Source organism: Chryseobacterium sp. sg2396, from assembly GCF_042610505.1.
Lineage (GTDB): Bacteria > Bacteroidota > Bacteroidia > Flavobacteriales > Weeksellaceae > Chryseobacterium.
Map to the genome: position 1 here is coordinate 81,068 of NZ_JBHGAQ010000008.1, position 19,115 is coordinate 100,182.

22 protein-coding genes are annotated in these 19,115 nt (G+C 39.6%); 16 read left to right on the plus strand and 6 right to left on the minus strand.

Features of this window, described 5'->3' with window-relative positions; all coding sequences use genetic code 11:
* Positions 1-43: 43 nt before the first annotated feature.
* Positions 44-604 (minus strand): AraC family transcriptional regulator, encoded by a 561-nt coding sequence (locus ACED20_RS10215; protein ID WP_294199145.1) that lies wholly within the window; start codon positions 602-604, stop codon positions 44-46.
* Complete coding sequence (locus ACED20_RS10220) at positions 601-1,002, minus strand: acyl-CoA thioesterase (RefSeq protein ID WP_294199146.1); 402 nt, start codon at positions 1,000-1,002, stop codon at positions 601-603. The genes ACED20_RS10215 and ACED20_RS10220 overlap by 4 nt, the downstream gene beginning before the upstream one ends.
* A 483-nt stretch (positions 1,003-1,485) precedes the next feature.
* Between ACED20_RS10220 and ACED20_RS10225 the strand changes: the two genes are divergently transcribed.
* Positions 1,486-1,896, plus strand: coding sequence for an RNA-binding protein (locus ACED20_RS10225; protein ID WP_294199147.1), 411 nt, complete (start codon positions 1,486-1,488; stop codon positions 1,894-1,896).
* 214 nt (positions 1,897-2,110) lie between these two features.
* Here the strand turns inward: ACED20_RS10225 and ACED20_RS10230 are convergent, their stop codons facing one another.
* Positions 2,111-2,587: a BlaI/MecI/CopY family transcriptional regulator gene (locus ACED20_RS10230; protein WP_294199148.1), complete on the minus strand. Its 477-nt coding sequence runs from the start codon at positions 2,585-2,587 to the stop codon at positions 2,111-2,113.
* 9 nt (positions 2,588-2,596) lie between these two features.
* Positions 2,597-3,199 (minus strand): phosphatase PAP2 family protein, encoded by a 603-nt coding sequence (locus ACED20_RS10235; RefSeq protein ID WP_294199149.1) that lies wholly within the window; start codon positions 3,197-3,199, stop codon positions 2,597-2,599.
* Positions 3,200-3,325: 126 nt separating this feature from the next.
* On the opposite strand from ACED20_RS10235, the gene pdhA reads away from it, so the two are divergent.
* From pdhA to ACED20_RS10310, 15 genes are all read left to right on the plus strand, one after another.
* A complete protein-coding gene (gene pdhA, locus ACED20_RS10240) occupies positions 3,326-4,327 on the plus strand; it encodes a pyruvate dehydrogenase (acetyl-transferring) E1 component subunit alpha (protein ID WP_294263270.1) in 1,002 nt (333 codons plus the stop codon).
* A 108-nt stretch (positions 4,328-4,435) separates the two neighbouring features.
* Complete coding sequence (locus ACED20_RS10245; protein WP_294199151.1) at positions 4,436-6,052, plus strand: pyruvate dehydrogenase complex dihydrolipoamide acetyltransferase; 1,617 nt, start codon at positions 4,436-4,438, stop codon at positions 6,050-6,052.
* Positions 6,053-6,464: 412 nt separating this feature from the next.
* Positions 6,465-7,454, plus strand: coding sequence for a bile acid:sodium symporter (locus tag ACED20_RS10250; RefSeq protein WP_294199152.1), 990 nt, complete (start codon positions 6,465-6,467; stop codon positions 7,452-7,454).
* 59 nt (positions 7,455-7,513) lie between these two features.
* On the plus strand, positions 7,514-8,182 hold the full coding sequence (locus tag ACED20_RS10255; RefSeq protein ID WP_294199153.1) for an ABC transporter ATP-binding protein: 669 nt from the start codon (positions 7,514-7,516) through the stop codon (positions 8,180-8,182).
* Positions 8,183-8,259: 77 nt separating this feature from the next.
* A complete protein-coding gene (locus ACED20_RS10260; RefSeq protein WP_378104425.1) occupies positions 8,260-8,775 on the plus strand; it encodes a murein L,D-transpeptidase catalytic domain-containing protein in 516 nt (171 codons plus the stop codon).
* A gap of 24 nt (positions 8,776-8,799) precedes the next feature.
* Positions 8,800-9,477 carry a DNA repair protein RadC gene (gene radC, locus ACED20_RS10265; RefSeq protein ID WP_294199155.1) on the plus strand — a complete coding sequence of 226 codons (678 nt, stop codon included), beginning with the start codon at positions 8,800-8,802 and terminating at the stop codon, positions 9,475-9,477.
* The gene (locus ACED20_RS10270) at positions 9,474-10,340 is read left to right on the plus strand and encodes a hypothetical protein (RefSeq protein ID WP_378104427.1); all 867 of its coding nucleotides are present in this window, start codon (positions 9,474-9,476) and stop codon (positions 10,338-10,340) included. The genes radC and ACED20_RS10270 overlap by 4 nt, the downstream gene beginning before the upstream one ends.
* A gap of 68 nt (positions 10,341-10,408) precedes the next feature.
* Positions 10,409-11,341: a phytanoyl-CoA dioxygenase family protein gene (locus tag ACED20_RS10275; protein WP_378104429.1), complete on the plus strand. Its 933-nt coding sequence runs from the start codon at positions 10,409-10,411 to the stop codon at positions 11,339-11,341.
* Positions 11,342-11,467: 126 nt separating this feature from the next.
* Positions 11,468-11,980, plus strand: a complete 513-nt coding sequence (locus ACED20_RS10280) for a hypothetical protein (RefSeq protein ID WP_294231009.1) — start codon at positions 11,468-11,470, stop codon at positions 11,978-11,980.
* 23 nt (positions 11,981-12,003) lie between these two features.
* The gene (locus ACED20_RS10285; RefSeq protein WP_294220595.1) at positions 12,004-12,615 is read left to right on the plus strand and encodes an inorganic pyrophosphatase; all 612 of its coding nucleotides are present in this window, start codon (positions 12,004-12,006) and stop codon (positions 12,613-12,615) included.
* 322 nt (positions 12,616-12,937) lie between these two features.
* Positions 12,938-14,479 (plus strand): 2,3-bisphosphoglycerate-independent phosphoglycerate mutase, encoded by a 1,542-nt coding sequence (gpmI, locus tag ACED20_RS10290; RefSeq protein ID WP_294238519.1) that lies wholly within the window; start codon positions 12,938-12,940, stop codon positions 14,477-14,479.
* A gap of 143 nt (positions 14,480-14,622) precedes the next feature.
* Positions 14,623-15,603, plus strand: a complete 981-nt coding sequence (locus tag ACED20_RS10295; RefSeq protein ID WP_294294827.1) for an acyl-ACP desaturase — start codon at positions 14,623-14,625, stop codon at positions 15,601-15,603.
* Between the two features lie 90 nt (positions 15,604-15,693).
* The gene (locus tag ACED20_RS10300) at positions 15,694-16,125 is read left to right on the plus strand and encodes a BT0820 family HAD-type phosphatase (protein ID WP_294201652.1); all 432 of its coding nucleotides are present in this window, start codon (positions 15,694-15,696) and stop codon (positions 16,123-16,125) included.
* Between the two features lie 91 nt (positions 16,126-16,216).
* A complete protein-coding gene (gene map, locus ACED20_RS10305; protein ID WP_294220603.1) occupies positions 16,217-17,026 on the plus strand; it encodes a type I methionyl aminopeptidase in 810 nt (269 codons plus the stop codon).
* Positions 17,026-17,793 carry a class I SAM-dependent methyltransferase gene (locus ACED20_RS10310; RefSeq protein WP_294220607.1) on the plus strand — a complete coding sequence of 256 codons (768 nt, stop codon included), beginning with the start codon at positions 17,026-17,028 and terminating at the stop codon, positions 17,791-17,793. Before map ends, ACED20_RS10310 begins: the two co-directional genes overlap by 1 nt.
* Before the next feature lie 74 nt (positions 17,794-17,867).
* Here ACED20_RS10310 and ACED20_RS10315 read toward each other — a convergent pair whose 3' ends face one another.
* Both ACED20_RS10315 and ACED20_RS10320 read right to left on the minus strand, forming a co-directional pair.
* A complete protein-coding gene (locus ACED20_RS10315) occupies positions 17,868-18,572 on the minus strand; it encodes a T9SS type A sorting domain-containing protein (protein ID WP_294201648.1) in 705 nt (234 codons plus the stop codon).
* A 134-nt stretch (positions 18,573-18,706) separates the two neighbouring features.
* Positions 18,707-19,036 carry a DMT family transporter gene (locus tag ACED20_RS10320; RefSeq protein WP_378104436.1) on the minus strand — a complete coding sequence of 110 codons (330 nt, stop codon included), beginning with the start codon at positions 19,034-19,036 and terminating at the stop codon, positions 18,707-18,709.
* Positions 19,037-19,115: the final 79 nt, after the last annotated feature.

A 19,115-nucleotide genomic window follows, 5' to 3' on the forward strand; every position in this document is an offset into this window, starting at 1 on the left:
ACTAATACTCTCATACTCTTCAACCCTCAAACACCATAACTCATTAAACCCCATCCAGCGGTTTCCGGTTGTGCACTTTTAGTTTTTTGAATTCAGTGGGCGTAAAACCGGTAATGTTCCTGAATTGGGAAGACAGATGTTGTACGCTTTTGTAGCCCAGTTTTCCGGCAATCTCCGTTAAGGTGACTTCGTTGTACAGCAGCAGTTCTTTTACTTTTTCGATTTTCTGAAGGATAAAAAACTGTTCGAGGGTAATATTTTCATTCTGTGAAAATGTTTTGGACAACGCACTGTAATCTTTATGCAAGGCCAAACTTAAAAATTCGGACAGCAGGAAGTTTTCGGAAATATCAAGTCCGCTGATTTCGGTAATAATCAGATTCTTTATTTTTTCGGTCTGCTGACGCGATAGGTCTTTAATTCTTTCAAAGCCTGTTTGTAAAAGCTTTTTCTCGATCATCCGAAGGCTTTCATCCGATACTTCGAACTCGGTTTCCACCTCTCCCAGCATAATGGATTTCAGGGAAATATCCGCTTCATTAAAAATGGTCTGTACAGCAGCTGTGCATCTGCCGCAAACCATATTTTTGATGAATATTTTCATAATGGGTTCTGATTGCTCAACCGGTCTTTTACAAATTCAACCTTTGTCTTACCATGAGGAGCAGGATTTCCTTCTTCGTCCAGATTTACCATTACGATCCTGTCTACGGTAATGATGGTCTGATGGGTCATTTTGTTCCGTACCTCGCAACACAGGGTGAGGGAAGTGGAACCGAACGCGGAAACTTCAATACCGATCTCAATAATATCACCCTGTTTCGCAGAACTTACAAAATTGATCTCCGAAATGAATTTGGTAACGACTTTTTTATTTTCAAGTTGGATAACGGCGTACAAAGCTGCCTCTTCATCGATCCATTGCAGCAGCCTGCCTCCGAAAAGGGATTGATTGGGGTTAAGGTCTTCCGGTTTTACCCATTTTCTGGTATGATAGTTCATAATTAAAATTTATGGTGCAAATTTAGCGTTAAAAATCTGCTTAATCAAAAATCAGGTACTGATTTGAAGAACATGATTTTATCCTTAATCATAGAAGATTTTTCAGGCTTAATAAATTAATCCGTAATTTAAAATTAATCATTCTATAGAATATACGGCATCTGGAAGTGCAAGATATCAGGATTTTCTTTTTATATCAATGAAAACTGCAATGGTTGAAGCTTACTTTTTTATTTGAAATTTAAAGATACCACTATTTTTAATAATTATTCATAAATATTTGACGATGAATTAATACTTTTTAACAAAATAATATTTTAATTGAAAATTTTATTAAAATAATTTCAAAAAAAGCTTTGTTATGAAATTAATAATCGTATCTTGCACCTGTATTATATCTGGAATCAATATTTGTTCATTCTTTATGTTGTTTTTCTTTTATAAACCAAATCATTTTTAACTTATTTAATTTTTTTAATCAAGATGAACATTTTTGTTTCAAACATCAACTACGCAACTAAAGATTATGAGTTGCAGGATCTATTTTCAGAATTTGGAGAGGTTTCTTCTGTAAAAATCATTACAGATAAAGAAACCGGACGTTCAAGAGGTTTCGGATTTGTCGAAATGGAGGACGCTGAAGGACAACAAGCTATTGAAGCACTTAATGAAAAGGAATTCAACGGAAAAACCCTTAATGTTTCAGAAGCTAAGCCAAGAGAAGAAAAGCCAAGAAGAACTTTCGGTAACAACGCTGGTGGAAGAACCGGTGGTGGTGGTTACGGAGGTAACAACAGAGGTGGCGGTGGCTACGGCGGCGGAAACAGAAGCGGCGGTAGCGGTGGCTACGGCGGCGGTGACCGTGGCGGAAACGGCGGTGGAAAACGTTGGTAAAAAATATGAGCGGCTCTTCAGAGCCGCTTTTTTAATGGCTTCCCGGATCATTGATTCCGGAGATTCCAACCAAAGAATAATGCCTGTCTTTTACGGACAGGCATTTATTTTTTAGTTTAATATAACAAGTAGAGACCAATAGATCTTAATGGTGAAAACTTCCGGTATCCAGCTGTATTCCTCCTGTCTGTTTTTGACTTCACATTAAGCTATTCTATTTCTCCTTCTTTTTTTTCTTCTTTTTGTTGTCTTTATCCTTTGTTTTCTTTTTGTCCTTTTTAGGATTCAGGATCTCATCTGCGTATTCAAACTCTTCAATGACTTTCAAAGGCCTGATTTCGACAACCGGGTTAAATTCCTGAAGGTCTTCCTTGGATATGAATTGTTCATGCAGCAGGAAACTTACAATTTCCTTTCCTGAATCATGGAAAAAATGATGCACCAGCTCATTCAGAAGAAATTTCCGGTATTCTTCCATAGGCAAAACGACGTTGTATTTGAAGATTCTTCCTTCTTTTTCGGTGGCAAGATATCCTTTTTCAACTAATATTTTCAGGTAGGTAGAAACGGTATTCTGGTGCGGTTTAGGCTCGGGATGCTGTTCCATAACGTCCTTCAGGTAAAAGGATTCCATCTTCCAGAACAGCCTCATTAAGTTTTCTTCCGCAGAAGTAAGGTGGTTGATTTTCATATTGAATGCTTAATGTTGAAACTGAATATTGCAATAAAGGTAGAGAAAAGATACCGTAAAAGCAATTCCGGCACCCATCAATACCTCCTTTGGGTTATGTCTTTTCAGGATAATCCGGGTTACGCCTACCAGGATGGCAATGGCCAGCCATACAATTCCCATCGTATGGTTCAAGGCGAAAAACAAAGCGGCTACGAATATATTGAAAGCCGTGTGCATCGAACTTTTAATATAAAAATTACTGATCTGCAGAGCAAAAAGCAGGATCAGTATAAAAAGCATCACCAGATCCACATATCCGTTCTTAACATAATTGAAGGCAATATAAAAAACAACACAGGTGGCGATGAAGATATAAAGGCTTTTTCGCTGTACCCTGTTGGAGACATCCATATTTGTGTATCTGCCTGTTTTTACGTTCCATACCAGCCAGGCCATTACCGGAGCAATGATAATCAAAAGTATGGGTAAGAAGTACATAATTGAGTTTCTCAGGGAATATTTCATAAAACTCAGGTAGATGAAAAATATAAATAAAGACAGTAAAGGATTGAAAAAATCGGATATTATTTTTGACGTTTTATATAGTAACGAAGACTGTTTTTCTTCCATATTTAAGTTTGACAATGTAAATATAATATTATAACTAAAAAAACAATGGGTAGGTATACAATAAAAACAAAGTTTTTTTTATAATTTTGCTCGACTATTTCATTATAATTAAGCAAAGGCTAACACATGAAAGAATTTTCTAAAGAGGTATACCTGAAGTGGTATGAAGATATGACAATGTGGAGAAGGTTTGAAGACAAATGCCGTTCTCTTTATCTAAAACAAAAAATCAGAGGTTTTTTACACTTGTATAACGGTCAGGAGGCTATTCCTGCCGGTTTTACGCATGCCATGGATTTAACCAAAGACAGTATGATCACCGCTTACAGATGCCACATCCATCCTATGGCGATGGGAGTAGATCCGAAAAGAATCATGGCCGAACTTTGTGGCAAAGCTACAGGGACGTCAGGAGGTATGGGTGGATCTATGCACATTTTCAGTAAGGAGCACAGATTTTACGGAGGTCACGGTATCGTAGGAGGACAGATTCCTTTGGGAGCCGGGATTGCCTTTGCCGATAAATATTTCGACAGGAAAGCAGTAAATATCTGCTTCTTCGGAGATGGTGCTGCAAGACAGGGTTCATTACATGAAACGTTTAACATGGCAATGAACTGGAAACTTCCTGTAGTTTTCGTAGTGGAAAATAACCAGTACGCAATGGGAACTTCCGTAAAAAGAACAGCCAACCACGAAGACATCTATAAACTGGGATTGGGATATGAAATGCCTTGTCTTGCTGTAGATGCCATGGATCCTGAAAAAGTGGCTGAAGCTGCTTACGAAGCGATCGAAAGAGCAAGAAGAGGGGACGGACCTACTTTCATTGAAGCCAGAACATACCGTTACAGAGGACATTCCATGTCCGATGCTGAGCCGTACAGATCTAAGGAAGAAGTGGCCATCCATAAAAATGATGACCCGATCGAGCTGATCAAGCAGAGAATTCTTGCGAACAGCTGGGCCACTGAAGAGGAACTGGAAGCAATGGATAACAAATCAAGGGATTTTGTGGAAGAGTGCATCGAGTTCATGGAAAACTCCCCATATCCGGATCCGGAGAAGATCTATGAGTATGTGTACGCTCAGGAAGACTATCCGTTTTTAGACAAATTAGAAAACTAAAAAAATAATGAGTCAATTTGGGAATCTGAAAATTTGAAAATGAGATCTATACATCCTTTTTTAATTTTCAAATTAACAAATTACCAAATTTTCAAATTAAAATAAATTATGGCAGAAGTAATTACAATGCCACGTCTTTCCGATACAATGACGGAGGGAAAAGTGGCTAAATGGCATAAAAAAGTAGGAGATAAAGTAAAGGAAGGTGATATTTTAGCGGAAATTGAAACCGATAAAGCCGTTCAGGATTTTGAATCTGAAGTAGAAGGGACCCTTCTTTATGTAGGGGTTGAAGAGGGCAGTGCTGCTGCAGTGGATTCTGTATTGGCCATTATCGGGAACGAAGGCGAAGATATTTCCGGATTAACCGGCGGTGATGCTCCTCAATCTACCAGCTCTGAAGAAAAGAAAACAGACGAAGACCATAAAACTGAAAACAACGTAACGAGCATAGAGCAAACAGATGCTGAAGTTCCTGCGGGAGTGGAGGTGATTACCATGCCACGTCTTTCCGACACGATGACGGAAGGGAAAGTAGCGAAATGGCACAAAAATGTAGGTGATACCGTAAAAGAAGGTGATCTGCTTGCAGAAATCGAAACCGATAAAGCCGTTCAGGATTTTGAATCCGAATTCAATGGGGTATTATTAAAGCAGGGCGTTGAAGAAGGCGGTGCTGCTCCGGTTGATTCCGTATTGGCGATTATCGGACCTGAAGGCACCGATGTTTCCGCGGTAGGTGCTCCGAAAGCAGCTGCATCATCATCCGAAAAACCGGCAGAACAAAAGACCGAATCTAAAAAAGAAGACAAAAAAGCGGCTCCGGCTACTGAAGCTTCCTCTTCGGACAGGGTTGCAATCTCTCCACTGGCCAAGAAAATGGCTCAGGATAAAGGTGTAGATATCAACAGCATCCAGGGTTCAGGCGAAAACGGCAGAATCGTAAAAAAAGATATTGAAAATTATCAGCCTTCTGCAAAACCGGCAGCTTCAGCTCCGGCGGCAAGTCCTGCTGCAGCACAGGTTGCCTTAAGCTTCGTTCAGGGAGAAGATACGGAGACTCAGAATTCACAGGTAAGAAATGTGATTGCCAAACGTCTTTCAGAAAGTAAGTTCTCTGCACCTCACTACTATCTGATGGTAGAGATCAATATGGATAAAGCGATTGAAGCCAGAAAAGAAATCAACTCTTTACCAGATACCAAAATTTCTTTCAACGATATGATCATCAAGGCAACGGCAGTAGCATTGAGAAAGCACCCGCAGGTGAATTCAAGCTGGGCCGGTGACAAGATCATCCACAGAGGGAATATCAATATTGGGGTAGCCGTTGCTATTCCTGACGGACTGGTCGTTCCTGTGCTTAAAAATACCGACCAGATGAACTACACGCAGATTTCAGCTGCGGTGAAAGATATGGCCGGAAGAGCGAAAAACAAAGGTCTTAAAGCAAACGAAATGGAAGGCTCTACATTCTCTATTTCCAACCTGGGAATGTTCGGTATCGAAACCTTTACCAGCATCATCAACCAGCCAAATGCTGCGATCCTTTCCGTAGGTGCCATCATTGAAAAGCCGGTGGTGAAAAACGGACAGATCGTGGTTGGAAACATTATGAAGCTTTCCTTAGCCTGTGACCACAGAGTGGTAGACGGTGCTACGGGAGCTCAGTTCTTACAGACTTTAAAAACATATTTGGAAAGCCCGTTAACTTTGTTACTGTAATTTCTAATTAATGTTTAAACCAATAAAAATAGGCTGTCCAAAAAGTTTGGGCAGTCTTTTTTTGTGACAAAAACAAACAGGTAATTTTTATGCTGCCGGAGGAGCAATATCTGTGTAGAAGAAATAAAAGGATATCGCAAGCACGCTATAGGTGTACTATGGTAAGATAGAATTCCTCCTGGAGTTCTGGTATTACAAAATGCTGATATAGGTCTACACAGATGTCGCTTCTCCGGAGCAAATTAAATGATGATTCACGCGTTATGCTGTATGAAAAGAAACCTGAAAAGAAGTTTAATAAAACAGACTGCCTAACTTTTTATGACAGCTTCTTTGTTTTTACTAATAAACCTGATTTTCATCAGATCATAATGCTTGACCGGCAATTCCTCCTTACCTTTAAATAATGAAGATGATAAAATTGAAAATGGATAAGCAGAATATCTTTTTGCTTCTGCTGATTACGATGGTAATTGCCGGCCGGGCAACCCCTTTTCGTGACGAATACAATCAATACTTTAACCTTTCCGCTTTTATCGACTGGGGAATTGCGGCAATCTTCCTGCTGTACGGATTAAAGCTGAATATTAAAGAAATCGTAAAAGATATTTCCAACTGGAAGCTTCATCTGCTGGTACAGCTGGGAACGTTTGTCATTTTTCCTTTACTGGTTATCCCTTTTTACGTATTTGTAAAAGATTCGGCCTATTTCATTACCTGGCTTTCCCTGTTTTTTCTGGCCAGCCTTCCTTCCACAGTATCTTCGTCGGTGGTTATGGTTTCCATTGCAAAAGGAAATGTGACCTCCGCAATTTTCAATGCCTCGATCTCAGGAATCATCGGTATCGTTATGACGCCTTTGCTTATGAGCTTTTTTATTCAGCCGGATCAGGGAAATGTTGACAATTCCGAGATTATTCAGCAGCTATTGCTGAAAGTACTGTTGCCGATTATTTTAGGATTGCTTTTAAATCCTGTTTTAAAAAATTTGGTAGCCAGATACAGCAAAGTCATTGCAGAATTCGACAAGCTTATTATCCTGCTGATCGTATATGAAAGTTTCTCGGAAGCTTTTGTACAGAATGTTTTTGCATCGGTTCCGCCAACGGTTTTTTTCATTATTGCCGCCAGCGTTATCGGACTGTTTTTTTCAGTGTACGAAATTTTAAAACTGATCTCTAAAAAATTACACTTCAAAAGAGAAGATGTCATTACGACAACATTTTGCGGATCGAAAAAATCATTGGTTCACGGAAGCCTCTTTGTGATGGTCCTTGGAATTCCTGAAGATCAGAAAGTGCTGTTTCTGCTGCCGGTGATGATTTACCATAGTTTCCAGCTGTTCTATGTAAGCTGGCTGGCAAACAGGATCGGGAAACATTCGTGCACTGCTGAAATATAATCCTTGAAAATACCGGTGGATTGCTTTTCAGATTTAAATCAATTCACTATTTTTGAATCATGATTAAAGCGAGAAATGTCCATAAATTCTATGGGAATTTAGAAGTACTGAAAGGGGTAGATATCCAGATCAAAACAGGGGAAGTTGTATCCATTGTCGGGGAATCCGGAGCGGGAAAATCCACGCTTCTCCAGATTCTTGGAACTCTGGACCAGCCTACTACCTCCGGAAAATTCGATACGGAAATTTCCATTGCGGGAGAATCCTTTATTAATATGAATGATAAGCAGCTTTCTAAATTCAGAAACCAGAACATCGGTTTCGTATTTCAGTTTCATCAACTGCTTCCGGAATTTACCGCGCTGGAAAACGTTTTGCTTCCGACTAAGATCGCAGGAGCGAATGAAAAGGAAGCGGTTGAAAAAGCTTACTCATTATTTGAAGACCTTAAAATCGCCCAGAGGCTCCATCATAAACCCAACCAGCTTTCGGGAGGAGAGGCGCAGAGGGTAGCAGTGGCCAGGGCTTTAATTAATTCACCTAAAATTATTTTTGCTGACGAGCCGACAGGGAACCTGGATTCCAGGAATGCAGACGATCTCCACCGGCTGTTTTTCGACCTCAGGGACAAATACAACCAGACGTTTGTAATCGTAACGCATAACCCCAATCTCGCTGAAATTACTGACCGTAAACTGGTAATGAAAGACGGATTGATTATCGAGTAAAGACAGCACAAATGATGAAACCCTTTCTTTTTTTTCTTTTATTCTTTATTTCATGCTCCAAATTTGAATCTCAGGGTTTGGATTCCGGCATTGATGTACCAAAATCAAGAATTTCTGAAATTAAAAATTTCATTAAAGGTAAAAATTACAATCAGGATCTGGCGGTGTTTATCAATTTCAGGATCCATTCCGGAAAATACAGATATTTTCTATACGACCTGAAAAACAATAAAATACTACAGAAAGCGATTGTCGCTCACGGTGATGGTTCGGTCACTAAAAATTCACCCTTGTTAAAGTTCAGCAACATCGACGGTTCACATCAGTCGTCATTAGGAAAATATGAAATAAAAGAAAGTTATTCCGGAAAATTCGGAAAGGCTTATCGTCTGGAAGGGCTGGATGAAACCAACAGCAATGCCAGATCAAGAGCGATTGTTCTTCATTCGTATTACTGTATCCCGGATAAGGAATCTGTTCATCCGTCATGCCTGAGTTTCGGATGTCCGATGCTTTCAAAGAAGGCATTTGATGAAACTGCAAAATATATAGACCGCTCCGAAAAAACCATCCTTTTATACGCATTTTATTAAAACTTTATCCAAAAATTTAATTGTATGTCCATAAAATTTTTAGCTGAAGATGACAGACCCAGGGAAAAATTTTTACTGAAAGGGATCAATTCACTTTCGGACGCGGAACTGCTGGCCATTATAATAGGAAGTGGCAATAAAGACGAAACTGCGGTAGAGCTGAGCCAGAGTATACTGGCTTCGGCCGGCAATAACTGGCATCAACTGAGTCTGCTTTCGATTCGGGATATCATGAAATTTAAAGGAATCGGGAAAGTAAAGGCAATTTCTATAGCAACAGCATTGGAAATTGGAAGAAGAAGGGCTAGGCAGGAAATTTCGGATCTAAAAATTATTTCTAACAGCAATGATGCGTACCTGATTTTCAAAAATCAAATGTCGGATCTTAGGACAGAAGAATTTTGGGCCGTTTTTCTCAATCAAAGGAATAAGATCATTCACATTACCAAGCTAACCGAAGGCGGAATTACCCAATCGATTGTAGATGTGAGGATTTTATTTAAAACTGCTTTAGATCACTTTTCGACAGGAATTATCGTAGCCCATAATCATCCTTCGGGAAACTTAAAACCAAGTAAAGAAGACATCGATATTACCCAAAAGATCAAGGAAGCCGGAAAAGTACTGAATATTCAGCTGCTGGACCACCTTATAATTACCCAAGACTCATATTTTAGTTTCTCAGACGACGGATTATTATGATTAGAAGATTGAAATATAATGAGATCGATTTCGATAAATATACCCATTGTCTGGAAAATTCAGAACAGAAAAACGGGTATGCCCGAAAAGAAGTGCTGGACCAGCTTTCCGGAAACTGGCATATTCTGGTAAAAGATGATTATCAGGCGGTAATGCCAATCCATATCAAGAGAAAAATGGGAATTGATTTTGTCCATATGCCGCTTTTTTGTCAGCAGCTGGGGATTTTTTCTAAAACGGATGATCCAGGAATAAACGGAGCATTTTTGAATTTCCTGAAAAAGAAATACAAGGTTTTTCTATATTCTTTCAATGACAGGAACCGGTTTGATGACGATCTGGAAAAACGTAAAAACTACATCATCCCCGTTTCCGACTATGCCATCCTTAGACGGAAAAAATATTTTAAGGGCCGGAAATCCACCGTAAAAATGGCGCAGCATCTTTTGTACAATGAAATTGATTTAAATGCTGATTCGTTGGAATTTATTAAAAACAATTTCAAAGGGCTGGCAAAAGAAGCAGAGTGGCAGCAGCTGAAAAATTATCTCATTTTCCTTGCAGAGAACAATAGCCTGAAACTCTGCGGTGCTTTTTCGGGAAATATATTGATCAACCTGGCATTACTGATCGCAGATCAAAAGCAGCTTTCCCTTCTGGGACTTGTGAATAATGAAAACTTCAAACATGAAAACGGATCTTCTTTTCTCATCGATAGGATTCTCCAGCAATATGTCGGGTACCAGTCGTTTAATTTTATGGGCAGTAATATCCGCGGTATTGAAGTCTTTTTTAAAAGTTTCGGAGCGGATCTTCGAGATTACAACTTCATCGAAAATAAATTTCTGAAAAGATTTATCTGATCATACTGATTATTCAGATTCATTCTATATATTATTCGTAAATTTATCCTGTTTTTTTGTAACAATCCATGTTTAAACAGATCAGAAATTATAAGCTTCCGTATATTGTGTACAACTTTTTCAACAAAAGGAAGCTTAAGCATAATATCCCTTTGTATAAAAAATACGGAATTCGTAAAAGTTATTTTTCCAGTATTTCCAGTAAAGATTTTGCCCAGCTTCCTTCAAATGAAAGGAAATTGGATTATCAGCGGCTTAAAAAAACAAATTTTTATAAGAGCCTTTCTGCAGAAAATCAGGGCAGTGTGGAACGCTTTGATGACCAGGGATATCTGATTTTAAAAAATTACCTAAGCAGTGAGACAGCCGATCAAATCAATGATGAGATCGATAAGCTGATGGCGGAAGGAACGATTAAATTTCGTTACGGCGGCAAGCTGATGTTCGCCATTCACCATTCGGAAATCATTAAAAATACCGGAAACAATAAAGACCTGCTGGAGTTTCTTTCCATACTCATGGACGGCCAGGCAAAACTCTTTCAAAGCATCAATTTCATCAATGGCAGCCAGCAGAAAACCCATTCCGACAGTATTCACATGACGACTTATCCTTTGGGCGGACTTCTTGGGGTATGGATCGCACTGGAAGACATTGATGAAAATAACGGGGCCCTGCACTATATTCCGGAAAGCCATAAATTACCCTATTTTCTGAATTCCGATTACGATAATGAAGGTGATGCGCTCAAAATCGGTAAGAAAAGCTACAAAGCCTACGAAGAATTTCTGGAAGAAAAGGTAAAGGAATTGGGATTAAAAAAAGAAATCTTCCGGGCAAGAAAAGGTGATCTGCTGATCTGGCATGCCAACATTCTTCATGGCGGAGAGCCACATCCGGATAAATCGAGAACCAGGAAAAGCCTGGTATATCATTATTTTGATGAGAACAGCATTTGCTATCATGAAGTAACGCAGCGACCCGCACTTTTTGAATTCTAAAGACAATGGGTTTACCGATGTATTTCTTGGTTTTCATAATTTACATGAGAAAAAAACTTCGGCTAATTAAATTTTGAAAATAATAAGAAAATATGCAAATAATTAGTAATTTTGCTTCCTCAAATTATGGCTAGTTTTTCAGGATATTTACCGTATGCTTTTACATTGATCATTGCAATTCCTTTTTTGGTTTTGCTTAGGCAATTTGTATTCACCTACATTAAACTTAAAGAGCAGGAAATCAGGCTTCTTTCTGTAAAATCAAATTCAGAAAACAAAACACAGTCGTATGAACGGATGACGCTCTTCATGGAAAGACTGAAGCCTTCCAACCTGATCCAGCGATTCGATAAAGGCCTCGCTGCCCACGAATTTATCTTCCTTACCGAAAAAGCCATCAATGAAGAATTCGATTATAATGCTTCCCAACAGCTGTATATCACGAAAAGCTTATGGAAAAATATAGTCGATTCCAAAAATGCCATCATCGCCCTGCTTCATAAAACATACGAAGAAAGCAACGGAAACATCAATCTTGATGAATTCAAAACCATTTTCCTGATGAATTATATGGAGAATGAAGATTATATTTCCATGACCATAGAAGATTTAAGAAAAGAAATTATAATAATAGCTTAACTAAAAAAATAAAAATTTAAATAATGATTCCAAATTTTAAAGCACATCCATGGCACGGAATTTCTGCAGGAGAAGATGCGCCGAATGTTGTAAATGTTTTCGTGGAGATCGTTCCTTCAGACACTATTAAATACGAAGTAGATAAAGAAACCGGATTTTTGAAGGTAGACCGCCCTCAGAAATTTTCCAATATCATCCCGGCATTATATGGCTTTGTGCCAAGAACGTATTGCGATACTGAGGTAATGAATCTTGCCATTGAAAGAGGAGCAACCGATGTAACCATGGGAGATCATGACCCGCTTGACATCTGTGTCCTAAGTTCTCACAATATCCACGCAGGAGGCTTATTGATGGAGGCTATTCCGATCGGAGGGTTTAAAATGATCGACGGAGGGGAAGCGGACGATAAAATTGTTGCCGTAATGATCGGGGATCATGCCTTTGGACATTTCAGAGATATTTCAGAATTGCCTGAAGCAGAAGTGAAACGATTAATGCACTATTTCCTGACGTATAAAAACTTACCGGATGAGCCTGCAAAATGCAGAATCCAGGAAGTATACGGTGCAGAGCATGCGAAAATAGTAATCAAAGCTTCTCAGGAAGATTACTTAAAAAATTACGGAGGATAAAAATCCTTTGGTAAAATAGTATAAAAGAGGTTGTTTCAGAAGTTGGGACAACCTCTTTATCATTTGCCAAATAAAGTAAAAAGTCGTCATTACTATTAAAAAGCAAGATCAACTGCTGTTCAGACCATCAGCATTACTGATGCCAGAAACCAGGTTGCGGTATAAGGTATCATTCTTCAGCAAAACAGCAGGATGATATTACGGGTTTAGGATAAAATTCATGAAATCCCTCAAATACGGTAATTTTAAACAAATTTTAAGTCCGTAGTTTCTTCGTTTTATTTCAAAATAAATAAATTTGTAATACAAAAGTTTATACAAAATGTCAAAAAAAGCAATATTAGCAATCCTTGACGGATGGGGACTGGGAACAAATCCTAATGTTTCAGCCATTGATAAAGCAAACACCCCTTTTATAGATAGCTGCCTTAAAAATTTTCCACACACTACCTTAGAAGCCAGCGGACTGGCAGTAGGACTGCCCGCCGGACAGATGGGCAACTCCGAAGTGGGACACATGAACCTTGGAGCAGGAAGAGTGGTATACCAAAACCTGGTGAAGCTGAATATGGCTGTTGAAAACGGGTCGCTGGGTCAGCAGAAAGGTATTCAGGATGCTTTTGCTTATGCAAAAAAAGAAAATAAAAACGTGCATTTTATCGGCTTGGTTTCCGATGGAGGGGTACATTCGCATATCAACCATTTAAAGGGGCTTTTAACTGCTGCTCATGAATATGGGTTGCACGAAAATGTATTTGTTCATGCCTTTACGGATGGCCGCGACTGCGATCCGCGCTCCGGAAAAGGATTTATCCAGGATCTTCAGGAACACATGGAAAAAACGGTGGGTAAACTCGCATCTGTAGTAGGAAGGTATTACGCCATGGACCGTGACAAAAGATGGGAGCGTGTAAAAATTGCGTACGATGCCATGGTGGAAGGCGTTGGAGCACAGACCACAAATGCATTGTTGGAAATCCAGAAATCGTATGATGAGAACATTACAGACGAATTCATGAAGCCGATTATCATGATCGATTCCACGGCTATGGGAAATGTGGTGCCGGTAGCGAAAATCACGGATCATGATGTGGTAATCTGCTTCAATTTCCGTACAGACCGAGGCCGGGAAATCACCGAAGTGCTTACCCAGCACGATCATCCTGAATATTTCATGAGGAAATTGCCTTTGTATTATGTTACTCTGACGAATTACGATAAAACTTTTGAGAATGTTCATGTGGTTTTTGACGAAGAAGTTTTGCATCAAACCATGGGTGAAGTTCTTGAGAAGAACCATAAAACACAGATCAGAATTGCTGAGACGGAAAAATATCCTCACGTTACTTTTTTCTTTTCAGGAGGAAGAGAAGAACCTTTTAACGGAGAAAAAAGACTGCTATGTCCAAGCCCGAAAGACGTTCCAACATATGACCTGAAGCCGGAAATGTCTGCCTATGATATTACAAATGCCATTGTTCCGGAACTGGAAAATGAAACGGCTGATTTTGTATGTCTGAATTTCGCCAATACCGATATGGTTGGTCACACAGGGGTTTTTGAAGCAGCCGTAAAAGCAGCGGAAACGGTAGATCAGTGTATTGAAAAAGTAGCAACAACCGCTTATGAGCATGGATATGCCGTTTTCATCCTTGCCGACCACGGAAATTCCGATGTGATGATTAACCCGGACGGGTCACCGAATACTCAGCATTCCACCAATCTGGTACCTTTCATCGTAATGGACAAAGACCAGACCTGGAACCTGAAGCCCGGAAAATTAGGGGATGTGGCCCCTACCATTCTTAAAGTAATGGGGGTGGAAATTCCTGAAATAATGACCGGGGATATCTTAGTAAGCTAAAATGTAATAATATTATACCACACCTGCCGTTATTAAACCAATAGCGGCATTTTTTTATGACGAATATCAGAAGAATTAACATAATATTATGTCCTAAATAATAAAGAAAGCTTTAACTTTGCGGTTTAATCTAAATTCTAAAAATGTATCAGCAGCTTGTAAGAAAAGAAGTAATGGGAATTTTGGAAAAGGAAGTCGGTTCTTTTCTGGATAAATTTTTAACGCCAATTGAAAAAATCTGGCAGCCTTCCGATTATCTTCCGGATCCTTCCAGCGAGAGCTTCAAATACGATTTAGAAGAAATTCAGACTTTCGCGAGGGAAATGCCTTATGACCTTTTCGTAACGCTTATAGGTGACTGTATTACGGAGGAAGCCTTGCCTTCTTACGAATCATGGCTTATGGGCGTAGACGGGATAGATCAGGAAAAGAAAGAAATCGGCTGGGCCAACTGGATAAGAGCTTGGACAGCTGAAGAAAACCGACACGGGGATCTTTTAAGCAAATACCTTTACCTTTGCGGAAGAGTAAATATGCGTGAAGTGGAAATTACCACTCAGTATCTGATCAATGATGGTTTCGATTTAGGAACAAGCATGGATCCTTACCGTAACTTTATATATACGAGTTTTCAGGAAACGGCTACCAACATCTCCCACAGAAGGGTAGGTACGTTGGCCAAACAGTGCGGAAACGGAAAGCTGGCCAAAATGTGTGGGGTAATTGCTGCCGACGAAGCAAGACACGCTAAAGCATATAAGCATTTTGTAACAAAAATTCTTGAGATCGATCCTTCCGAAATGATCCTTGCCTTTGAAGATATGATGCGTAAGAAAATCGTGATGCCTGCACACATGATGAGACAATCAGGGCAAAAGGCAGGCGAGCTTTGGGGACATTTCTCGGATGCGGCACAGCGTTGCATGGTGTATACAGGGCAGGATTACATCAATATCATGAAAGAACTCCTTGACGAATGGAAGATCGAGCATGTGAAAGGCCTGAACGAAAAAGCGGAAAAGGCACAGGAATACCTGATGAAACTTCCGGCAAGACTTCAGAAAATTACCGACAGGATTTCAACTCCTGATCTGCAGTTCCAGTTCAACTGGGTGAAAAGCTAGGTTTAAAATATAATTAAATAATAAAGTTAAGAGTGCTGAGTATTTTAGCACTCTTTTATTTTTGTATCTTTGCCTCTCAAAATATTCGATATGATGAATAACAAGAAAATTGCTGTAGACTTCGACGGAACCATCGTTGACGATGCATATCCTTCCATCGGCAAACCGAAGATTTTTGCTTTTGAAACACTGAAAAGACTTCAGGCCGAAGGGTACAGATTAATTTTATGGACATACAGGCATGGGAAAACCCTGGATGAAGCAGTAGAATTCTGCAGAAAGAACGGGATCGAATTTTATGCTGTTAATTCAAGCTTTGAAGGTGAGGTCTTTGATGCTGCAACGCAATCGAGAAAGCTGGATGCAGACTGGTTCATTGATGACCGGAATTTAGGAGGTTTTCCGGGATGGGGTGAAATCTATAACATCATTCAGGAAAGAATAGAGTTTAGGGTAGAGGGAAAAGAAGTTCTTGCCTATTCCAAACTAAAAAAAGAAAAGAAAAAAGGATTATTCTGGTAAAAGATAGTCTGATAATGTATCAGTGTAAGAATGATCCATTTTTTAATTCATTATTATTACACTGCTAGATTTATAAATTGTTACATTATTTATGATTCAGTTAAAGACAATAGACGAATTGCGTCTGATGAAGCAGAGTGCTCAGCTGGTTTCCAGGACATTGGGAATGCTGGCGAAAGAAATAAAGCCGGGGATTACCACTTTGTATTTGGATAAACTGGCACACGATTTCATCAAAGATCACGGTGCCGAACCTGCATTTTTGGGATACGGAGGTTTTCCGTATTCGCTTTGCATCTCTCCTAACGAACAGGTAGTACACGGTTTTCCGAATAAAGAAGAAATCAGAGAAGGGGATGTACTTTCTGTTGATTGTGGAGCTGTTTTAAACGGTTTTGTAGGAGACCATGCCTATACGTTCGAGATCGGCGAAATAAAACCTGAAACCAAAAAACTGCTGAAAGTTGCCAAAGAATCCTTGTATAAAGGAATTGAGCAGTGTGTAAGAGGAAAAAGAATCGGTGATATTTCATATGCTATTCAGTCGCATTGCGAAAAAGAAGGATATGGGGTTGTAAAAGAACTGGTAGGCCACGGTGTGGGCAGACAGATGCACGAAGACCCACAGGTTCCGAACTACGGAAGACAGGGAAGTGGAAAGGTCATCAAGGACGGTCTTACAATCGCCATTGAGCCCATGATCAACCTAGGAACTGAAAAAGTGAAGTTCCACAATGATGGTTGGACGGTAACTACGCTTGATAACCAGCCTTCAGCACACTTCGAGCATGATGTGGCGGTAATCAACGGGAAACCGGTCCTGCTTTCAACGTTTCAGTATATTTATGATGCCTTGGGCATCGTAAGCGACGAAGAAAAAGCTTTCCAACTGGATTTTTAATGAAAAAAGTCACTAAACTTTTACTGAATAAAATTCCCCGTCCGCTGCTGATCAAAATGAGCATCTGGGCGAGGCCTATGATTTACCAGTTTTTTAAAGGTGATAAATTTATCGATCCGATCGACGGGAAATCATACCGGAAGTTTCTTCCTTACGGATACGGGACACAAAGGGAAAATGCACTATCTCCGGGAACATTAAGCCTCGAAAGACACCGTCAGATGTGGCTGTATCTCCAGAATGAAACCGAGTTTTTTATTAAGAATTATAAGGTTTTACACATTGCCCCGGAACAGGAATTTTTGAGAAAATTCAAAAGAATGAGGAACCTGGATTATATCTCTGCCGATCTGTATTCCCCGATTGTCGATGTAAAAGCGGATATTCTGAACCTGCCTTTCGCTGATGAAAGTTTTGATATTGTATTCTGTAACCATGTGCTGGAACATATTGAAGACGATGCCAAAGCCATGGGGGAGCTGTACAGGGTCCTGAGACCGGGAGGCTGGGGAATCGTACAGGTTCCGATGAAAAATGCACTGGAAGAAACGTATGAAGATTTTACGATTAAAGACCCTAAAGAACGTCAGAAACATTTCGGTCAGTACGACCATGTACGCTGGTATGGGATGGACTATTTTGACCGTCTGAAAAAAGCGGGATTTGAAACGGATGTCAACTTCTATTCGCAGACCTTTTCCGAAGAAGAAATTAAGAAATACGGACTCAGGAAAAATGAGATCCTCCCGCTGATTTATAAAAAATAAAAAGATGCTTTCAGATGGAAGGCATCTTTTTATTTTAATATCTTAGAATATGCGTTAATAAAATTTGGGAGTGTTTATTCTTTAATGAATTTTTGTGCCGGGATATTTTCAGAATGGATCATATAGGTTCCCTTGCTCAAACGGCTGATGTCTATTTTCAGCTTGGTATCTTCACTGTAAGCTTCCAGTACTTTTCTTCCGGAAAGATCGTAAATTTTCACAGCAGAATTTTTAGGTACTCCTTCAAGATTCAACATATCTTTTACCGGGTTCGGATAAATGGAAAGCGGTTTTTTAAGAATGTTTTCCCGGGTTCCTAGAAAGCCTGAATTGTTGTAAAAAATCTGATCCCCGGTAGAGGAACGGGTAATGATAAGTGTTTTCAGGGTGCCGGAAGTTACGATTTGATAATTGAAAACAGCGCCCGTACCGGAATTGAAATAAAAATCACAATTCTGCTGATCATAGGCCTGAGCCGCTACTGCATTGGTACCGTTATAAATGGCAAGGGTACATCCGCCCCCCTGGCGCGTAAAACTGTTTGATGTAGGAGAAAAAGTAATGATGGAACCGGCTGAGTTGTAATACCTGGACTGGAAATCGTATGCCGTTCCTGAGTTGTTAAATACAGAAGTTCCTATGTTCACCTGCATTGGCGGAGTGGCCGTTGTCTGACCGTTAATTACCATTTTGGAAATGTACCAACTGTTGCTGAACAGTTCCGGACTCTGAGCCGACACGATGCTGCCGGAAAATAAAAAGAATAATAACTTTTTCACGGGTTTTTAATTTTTTCACAAATATATGATTTTAAATATACAAAAAGCCATTTCCAACAGGTGAAAATGGCTTTGCTGTAAAGCATGTAACAAGATTAAATTAATAAGTAATTACGGTAGGTATCCGTTTTTATTCAGTGTGGAGAAACGGCTTTCAGCCCGATCACCGAACCGATCAGTGTAATAATGAAGAATATTCTCCAAAAAGTTACCGGGTCTTTGAAGAAGAAAACTCCCATCAGTGCCGTTCCTACCGCGCCGATTCCCGTCCATACGGCATAGGCTGTTCCGATCGGCAGAGTCTGTGTAGCCTTAATCAGGAGCAGCATACTCACCGTCAGAGAAATCAGAAATCCGGCAAACCACAAATACATGGCAGTTCCGTTGGTTTCTTTTACCTTTCCTAGGCATGACGCAAAAGCGACTTCAAATAAACCTGCAATAACCAGGATGATCCAATTCATTTTTACTGGTATTTCTCGGCAAAGTTCAGAATTTAAAAAAGATTAAAATTTTACAATTGTTAAAAAAGACATAGATCAG

Excerpts from the sequence above, each read along its gene's own strand:
- ACED20_RS10215 (WP_294199145.1), bottom strand. The coding sequence starts at position 604 with ATGAAAATATTCATCAAAAATATGGTTTGCGGCAGATGCACAGCTGCT.
- ACED20_RS10310 (WP_294220607.1), top strand. The coding sequence starts at position 17,026 with ATGAAAAAAGTCACTAAACTTTTACTGAATAAAATTCCCCGTCCGCTG.
- ACED20_RS10285 (WP_294220595.1), top strand. The coding sequence starts at position 12,004 with ATGATTCCAAATTTTAAAGCACATCCATGGCACGGAATTTCTGCAGGA.
- ACED20_RS10275 (WP_378104429.1), top strand. The coding sequence starts at position 10,409 with ATGTTTAAACAGATCAGAAATTATAAGCTTCCGTATATTGTGTACAAC.
- ACED20_RS10320 (WP_378104436.1), bottom strand. The coding sequence starts at position 19,036 with ATGAATTGGATCATCCTGGTTATTGCAGGTTTATTTGAAGTCGCTTTT.
- ACED20_RS10245 (WP_294199151.1), top strand. The coding sequence starts at position 4,436 with ATGGCAGAAGTAATTACAATGCCACGTCTTTCCGATACAATGACGGAG.
- ACED20_RS10220 (WP_294199146.1), bottom strand. The coding sequence starts at position 1,002 with ATGAACTATCATACCAGAAAATGGGTAAAACCGGAAGACCTTAACCCC.
- ACED20_RS10235 (WP_294199149.1), bottom strand. The coding sequence starts at position 3,199 with ATGGAAGAAAAACAGTCTTCGTTACTATATAAAACGTCAAAAATAATA.
- gpmI (WP_294238519.1), top strand. The coding sequence starts at position 12,938 with ATGTCAAAAAAAGCAATATTAGCAATCCTTGACGGATGGGGACTGGGA.
- ACED20_RS10255 (WP_294199153.1), top strand. The coding sequence starts at position 7,514 with ATGATTAAAGCGAGAAATGTCCATAAATTCTATGGGAATTTAGAAGTA.
- map (WP_294220603.1), top strand. The coding sequence starts at position 16,217 with ATGATTCAGTTAAAGACAATAGACGAATTGCGTCTGATGAAGCAGAGT.
- ACED20_RS10295 (WP_294294827.1), top strand. The coding sequence starts at position 14,623 with ATGTATCAGCAGCTTGTAAGAAAAGAAGTAATGGGAATTTTGGAAAAG.
- ACED20_RS10250 (WP_294199152.1), top strand. The coding sequence starts at position 6,465 with ATGATAAAATTGAAAATGGATAAGCAGAATATCTTTTTGCTTCTGCTG.
- ACED20_RS10230 (WP_294199148.1), bottom strand. The coding sequence starts at position 2,587 with ATGAAAATCAACCACCTTACTTCTGCGGAAGAAAACTTAATGAGGCTG.
- ACED20_RS10300 (WP_294201652.1), top strand. The coding sequence starts at position 15,694 with ATGATGAATAACAAGAAAATTGCTGTAGACTTCGACGGAACCATCGTT.
- ACED20_RS10280 (WP_294231009.1), top strand. The coding sequence starts at position 11,468 with ATGGCTAGTTTTTCAGGATATTTACCGTATGCTTTTACATTGATCATT.
- ACED20_RS10225 (WP_294199147.1), top strand. The coding sequence starts at position 1,486 with ATGAACATTTTTGTTTCAAACATCAACTACGCAACTAAAGATTATGAG.
- pdhA (WP_294263270.1), top strand. The coding sequence starts at position 3,326 with ATGAAAGAATTTTCTAAAGAGGTATACCTGAAGTGGTATGAAGATATG.
- radC (WP_294199155.1), top strand. The coding sequence starts at position 8,800 with ATGTCCATAAAATTTTTAGCTGAAGATGACAGACCCAGGGAAAAATTT.
- ACED20_RS10270 (WP_378104427.1), top strand. The coding sequence starts at position 9,474 with ATGATTAGAAGATTGAAATATAATGAGATCGATTTCGATAAATATACC.